Genomic DNA, 6,312 nt, shown 5'->3' on the forward strand with positions numbered 1-6,312 from the left:
TTTTTATCTCTCATTTTAACCTCTAGCTTAAGATCATTCATCTATCCTGATTTTCATAATAAGCTTCATCCGCATATTTTCGGTCTGTTCCTTTTAGGTAGGCTAGGATGATTGTCGGACGCTTAAGTAAAATCCAATCCCCATTTTTATCAAATTTTCTACTTGATGTGATCATTCCATTTTGAATTGTCCCATATTTTTTCCCGTTCTTTTTTCCCCACATTTTTAATCGTTTAGCAAAATCTGCATCTTCTGCCATAAGCATTTCTTCATTAAAACCATTAATCGATTTAAAATCCTTTTTATTACACCAAAAGATTCCCACAGATATGGCTCCATATTTAAAGAATAATGGACCAATCAATAACATAGCTGAAACAAAAATTCCTAAAGACATTCTCTCAAACTTCCCTGTAACTCCACCGCCAATGTATTTTCCAGAGCTTAAATACTCCTCTGCCTTTAACAACACATGGTCATTCATCCGTGTATCTGCATCAATCGTTACGATGATTTCACCTCTTGCTATCTCAACACCAGCATTCCTTATCTTAGAGAGGTTCTTGTCGTTATTCTCTAATACGATACAATTGTACGATTTTGCAATATCCTCCGTTCTGTCTGTACATCGATTTAATACAACAATGATTTCCACTTGATGTTCAAATGGCTTGGAAGCTTTTAATATGGATTCTATGCATTTTCCAATGTACTGTTCTTCGTTATGCGCGGGTATTACAACTGAAAATTTTATATCCTCTTTATTTTTTTCCTTTAAAACGTTCTCCTTCTCATTCATGTAAAATCTCCCCTTTAACTAACAGTAACTTACATAAGAGTGAATAACATGGAAATAAAATCAAAGTGGCACTACCTATTCACTTTATTTCCAAACCTACCCATTAATTATTATCTCATTGAATTAATGGTCTCAGCTAGTTAGAATTTGAATTTTTTTCTAATTATTATGTATTGTAGAAATAAAAAAATTAGAAGTCTTTATCAACATAAGTTTTTCCTTTTCCCACATTTCAGAACGCCTAAATTTCCTTTCGTCACCTTCTAGAACATTATGTGAATAAGCTTCTGAGTTCAAATTTACAACAAACTGCAAAACCAAAAGGCATAAACCCCTTGAAGTGATGCTGTTGCGTTTTTAATCAAGAGGAAATGATGAGATGAAAAGATTCGTGTAGAATATCAGCTACACAAGCTTGAAGTGCGTGCCAACACATCCCTTGAACTTGAACACCTGCAAGCTTGCTTTCTCAAGAGAGCTGATTGGGATCAAAGCCCATTCAAAATCTATTTTTTGCCATCAAAGAGTACGAATTATTCAAAAGAAATGGGCCATTAAATAGAATAGTATGCTACGGGAGAATGAGAACGTGGTGAATTGAGCAAATGTAAAGTTCACTGCTCCTGTAGAAAGTGCGGTTATAAGCAGATCACACGTTAACAACAGATAAATAGACAGGAAATAGACGATCATGACTATTTCCTCTTTGTCGATATGATTTCATTCCCCCATGATGATGCATTATATTTCCCTTGTGAAAAGCTATCTAGCTAGGAAATAAAAAAATAATTTCCCGGGTAAGCGCAAGAAATGACAAGTTTAGTCTCCTCTTTTAACACTAGACGACTGATTTCATCATAATCCTTGACTTACTCAAGCATCTGAGTAGTATTCTTACCCTCATCATATTGCCTTTCAATAATAGTCGATAGGAAATTTCCAAAAGAATGTTGTATCTATCGGCCGGCCATTTTTGTCTTGCCTCGCGCGTGTTTATGCAGTGTTCGGCCATCGACTGCCTCCCATTTCCCATTTTTTTCTAATCCTATATTCAATTTTTTTAATAGACACATTACCAATCATCTTCCATATTCGATTCATATACTATTAATGAAAATAAGATAAGATGTATTTTTTTTAAAACTTACATGTTTCACTGTGAAAATAATCAACTTTTTTCACCCGTATAACTCTCGTAAATCTCATTGGATAGGTAAATGAATTTGAAGTTTTTCAGTAAATATTATTGTTTTGGAAGGAGGTGAAAAAATGGCACTTTCAATTATAAATATTCATGTAAATGTTACAGGAACTTCGACTAAATTCTTTAATATTTTAGCAGCCAATTTAACTGTCACAGATGGCACAACTATTGCTGCAACTGCCTTTTTAAACGATAGTGGAAATGCCGCTACTGCTTTCCCAGTAGTAACTAATGGCTACTATAATTTCTATATTAATGGCGTATTACAAGAAGGCGGCTCCTATACAGTTTCTGCGACAGAATTAACATTTAATGGCGTTACAGGCACGCTTACTGCAGGTACACCTTTAGTAATCGAAGCAGTAGAATTAGTTACACAAACGTAATGAGTTATTAATTCACATTCCTTTTGTTCGAGGGTCACTACATCCCAAGTGACCCTTCAAATACTTCAAGGCATTGCCACTACAGCAAAATTTTAATTTTCTTATGCACTTTAATAACTGATTTAAAAAAGTAATAAACTAATAAAAAGTTCATAGAATAGCATTGCATCATTCATAAATAATTAGGATGGGTACGAAACTATTTAACGAAGGAGAATGTTTATGAGCATTGAAATTATTAAACTCGCACCAACATTATTACATGTATTTAAAGCTGGAGAGTCGATTCCTAAAAAAGAAAAGCGCGTTATTTATGGACAAGCTACATCAGATGCAAATGGTATCGCTACTTTTTATTTCACAGACAATGCAATAGCGAGTGGCAATCCTTTGTTAACAACTATTGATTTCGCAGTATCAAGCGTATACTCTACAAATACAACCATTAATTTAAGACCTCGGGTACAAATGAGAGAGAAGAATATTGCCGCAAAATATGTTTCTGCAAATGTGACAAATATTAGCGGTGTAACAGTATTAGGCATTAATGTATTGGGGTCAGAAAATCCAGTAAGTGGTGTTGTTGTAGATTTCATGGTTCTAGGCAGCTTTGATCAATCCTAATGCATCTACTAAATGATGTAATAAAAAAGATGTCTAGAAAGGAGAGCCTTTTTGAACATCTTTTTCTTATTGCAAAGGAATATTCAGTTCAATATTTTCCCCCATGGGATTGGCATCATAATTCAAATAAGTTTTTGCTTTTCCATTATATTCTTCAAATTGTGTTCTCTCCACTACGTATTACTCATCTCGTGAAATCGAAATACCTTTGCGTATTGCGTGCCTTTCTAATTCAAATTTTATCCTTTCCACCTCCTTCCTCCATTAGATGGAGTAATTCTTCATTCCGTTCAAAAATTTAATTATCACCAATAGAACAAAACCAGCAAAACACAATATATCTGTGTCTTACTGGTTTTGTAGAAGCCCACCCTTTACCGTGAGATGGGGAAACTCCAAGTTCCGTGCATCAGCAAAGGCATGTTACGTTTGTTTCACTTATCTATAACAATTCGTACATTTCTATGTATTCATTACCTCTTTCTGTGTAGAAATATACAGGGTATTTCTGTTGGAGGAATAATCTTTTTGGTACCTGAACTCAACATAAAATGTTTTTTGAATATGGTTTACTGCGTATACACTCCGATGAATCCATCATCGTTCCCGTTATTAACGAGTTTGATTTCATTATATGGATTCTTCTTATAACTCTCTAACAGAAATAGCGTTTTTTTATTTGTATTACTTCCTTCTGTCGTTGTATAGGTAAGAGTTAAAATTTTCTTTTCCTTATCAAATTTAAACGAGTAATCAGAGTAATTCCTAGTAGTTGAATTTATCAAAATATATGTTTTATGCTTATTCTTGTCGTAAGCATAAATTCCATCCTTTAAATCATCTCCAAATGTGTTAAGAACCCTTTTACTTTCTTCATGATTAATATCCAGTTCTAGTACTCTTACATTTTCCAATTTTGTATTTTCGGAAATTACCATTTCAGGATTGCTCACTTCTTCGTAGTTAACATTTACTCCATAGCTACAAGCCGTTTGCATCAACAATAATCCGAGTAAAGCACAAAATGTTAACCTCTTTTTCACGACTCTTATTCCACCTTCTCTTAAAATTTAATAACATTGGTTAATACTTACATATTATACAATAAGCAAACCTTCTATATACAAATATTGCCACTTAGTATATAATGGAAATTGAATTACAAATATAGGGGAGGTTGTTAAAAGATGACAGCAATAACTGGAAATAAGTTACTTAGTTCGTTACTCTTTAGCTTTGTGTTATTTTTAGTGTTTAGTTGCAGTAGCCTTTTAGTCCATGCAGCCGAGAGTGATTCAGAATTACTACCCTTTGAGGAATTAGAATTAGTGACAGATAATAGGTATAGCATAACAACAGAAGATGGCGGCATGATTCTGTTTGAATCAGAAGCAGACTATCAATCCTATCTGAATAACAGCAAACAACTATTATGTGCTACATGTAATCAAACAACTCAGACTACACTTGAAAAATATACTGTTTCACGGGCATTTATTGGTTACCACCCTGCTACACCAGGTTGGGATAAAGTGAAAAGTGTATCCATTGCTGGTGGCATCACTTGGAGTATAAACGGCTCCTTTGCACAAGGTTCATCGACGTTCGGTATTTCATTTTCACATAGCTTTACTTCTACAAGGACTTATGAATCGCAATACCCTAATAAATATGTCCGAGTTGGTGTTAGAAAAGACGTTATTTACCACAAAGTAAAAAATGTAGTGAAAAACCCTATGGGTACAATCATCAACACGTATATAACTGAAACTGCAACTCCAATTGGTGATACGTATACTGAATTAATGTATAAAAATTAAGTAGCTATTTAGCAGTACAAGCTATGAATATCCTGCTACGAAAACCCAACTACAAACTGTTTGTAGTTGGGTTTTTAATGACTTCGTAAAATAAAAGCAACTCAAGCATACTCATTTTAATTAAAATAGAATAAATATTGTCCATTGTGGCGCACAATCATAAGAGAATGGCGCATTAAAGTAATTCTAGAGGATATTGTTAAATCAATGTTTGTAAAAGTAAATCAAGTGGGGGTGTACGACCGTTATTGAAGTTTGTACCCCAGATTATCGGTTAGCATAATAAGTATTATATGGCAGGTGTTTGAAAATCTCTACTTAATTTAAAATTGTTTAATGGTTTAGGACTTTCTTTTGAAATATCTTTATTTTTTCAGAATAATACTTATCGCCTCCCCATATATTGCACTGATGCAAATGATTATAGAAGGGAGGATATCATGTCTTCACAATATAAGTATTGGAAACCTTATATCGGCCCATTCGATCCATGTCCACCTATAAAAGTTAAAGTTTATGCTACACCCCCACAATTATATATGGGCTTTCAACCACCCGGATTACCTCAATTCCCAACCCCTCACGAAGCACTTCTAGCCGGAACTTTATGGCCTCAATTGTTTAGTCCCTACCCACCACCAAAAAGGAGGGATGAAAAGTGAGTAAAAAGATGCCACCTGAATTTTATACCCTACTTGAAGAAATACAAGCGATCGATTTTGTCATTGTTGAATTAAACTTATATCTGGATACTCATCCCGATGACTATGATGCCATTCAGCAATTTAATGAAAACACTGAAAAAAGTATGAAACTTAAAGTCAAATTTGAGCAAAAATTTGGTCCATTAATGAATTTTGGAAGAAGTTATTCTGATTATCCTTTCAATTGGGTTGATACACCTTGGCCATGGCAAGTATAAATTCTGAGTCCGGGAGGAATAATTTTTGCGGTTAAGGTTAGTACATGTAATCCCATGCTCGCAAAGTATTTAACGGAGCAATATGGTGATGCTGATGGGGAATTAGCTGCAGCTCTAGAAATTTTAAAGGATGACAGAAATCAAAAGAAAATTTTCTAAAAATGTAGTAGACCACTTTTCTAGGTGGTCTCAGACTGTAGACAAACTCAAAAAATTAGAGAGTTTGCCTACAGTCTTCTTTTTTCTTTTACAATGAAATAAAGTAAAGCCGTTGATTTCCACTACGGGCGGGGGCGGGGTCGAGCTACTTCCCTCGCTTCGCTCAGTCCAGGATATCGACTTTCCCGCTTTTCCCGCAGGAGTCGCCGCCCTTCGTTCCCATCAACTTCTACATAAAGTACTCCATCTACATAGGGTGTTGAAAAGTAAATGCTCCATGCAGACCATTTATTTATCGATTCTACGCATGTGAAAGCGAGTGTGAATAAACGGAAGTATGATAAAAAGGTTGTGCGAAAAGAAACACGGGCTTATGAAGAAAAACTTCCATTAGAGTT

General features: G+C 34.6%; 7 protein-coding genes and 1 pseudogene. 6 read left to right on the forward strand and 2 right to left on the reverse strand.

Features of this window, described 5'->3' with window-relative positions; translation table 11 throughout:
* Positions 1 to 37: 37 nt before the first annotated feature.
* Positions 38 to 799, reverse strand: coding sequence for a glycosyltransferase (locus AC3CH7_RS17775; RefSeq protein ID WP_012294692.1), 762 nt, complete (start codon positions 797 to 799; stop codon positions 38 to 40).
* A 1,269-nt stretch (positions 800 to 2,068) separates the two neighbouring features.
* Here AC3CH7_RS17775 and AC3CH7_RS17780 point away from each other — a divergent pair.
* Entirely contained in the window at positions 2,069 to 2,389 is a 321-nt protein-coding gene (locus tag AC3CH7_RS17780; RefSeq protein WP_031418571.1) for a DUF4183 domain-containing protein, read from the forward strand.
* A 222-nt stretch (positions 2,390 to 2,611) separates the two neighbouring features.
* Positions 2,612 to 3,013 carry a hypothetical protein gene (locus AC3CH7_RS17785; protein WP_031418572.1) on the forward strand — a complete coding sequence of 134 codons (402 nt, stop codon included), beginning with the start codon at positions 2,612 to 2,614 and terminating at the stop codon, positions 3,011 to 3,013.
* A 569-nt stretch (positions 3,014 to 3,582) separates the two neighbouring features.
* Here the strand turns inward: AC3CH7_RS17785 and AC3CH7_RS17790 are convergent.
* Entirely contained in the window at positions 3,583 to 4,056 is a 474-nt protein-coding gene (locus AC3CH7_RS17790; RefSeq protein WP_031418573.1) for a hypothetical protein, read from the reverse strand.
* A 144-nt stretch (positions 4,057 to 4,200) separates the two neighbouring features.
* Here AC3CH7_RS17790 and AC3CH7_RS17795 point away from each other — a divergent pair, with 144 nt between their 5' ends.
* From AC3CH7_RS17795 to AC3CH7_RS17810, 4 genes and pseudogenes are all read left to right on the forward strand, one after another.
* Complete coding sequence (locus tag AC3CH7_RS17795; protein ID WP_012294697.1) at positions 4,201 to 4,833, forward strand: hypothetical protein; 633 nt, start codon at positions 4,201 to 4,203, stop codon at positions 4,831 to 4,833.
* Between the two features lie 440 nt (positions 4,834 to 5,273).
* Entirely contained in the window at positions 5,274 to 5,495 is a 222-nt protein-coding gene (locus tag AC3CH7_RS17800; RefSeq protein ID WP_036218267.1) for a spore coat associated protein CotJA, read from the forward strand.
* Positions 5,492 to 5,755, forward strand: coding sequence for a spore coat protein CotJB (locus tag AC3CH7_RS17805; RefSeq protein WP_080695204.1), 264 nt, complete (start codon positions 5,492 to 5,494; stop codon positions 5,753 to 5,755). Before AC3CH7_RS17800 ends, AC3CH7_RS17805 begins: the two co-directional genes overlap by 4 nt.
* Positions 5,756 to 5,881: pseudogene (locus tag AC3CH7_RS17810) on the forward strand (manganese catalase family protein); the annotation flags it as partial. It abuts the gene before it with no gap.
* Positions 5,882 to 6,312: the final 431 nt, after the last annotated feature.

This window comes from Lysinibacillus sp. F12 (genome assembly GCF_057773605.1).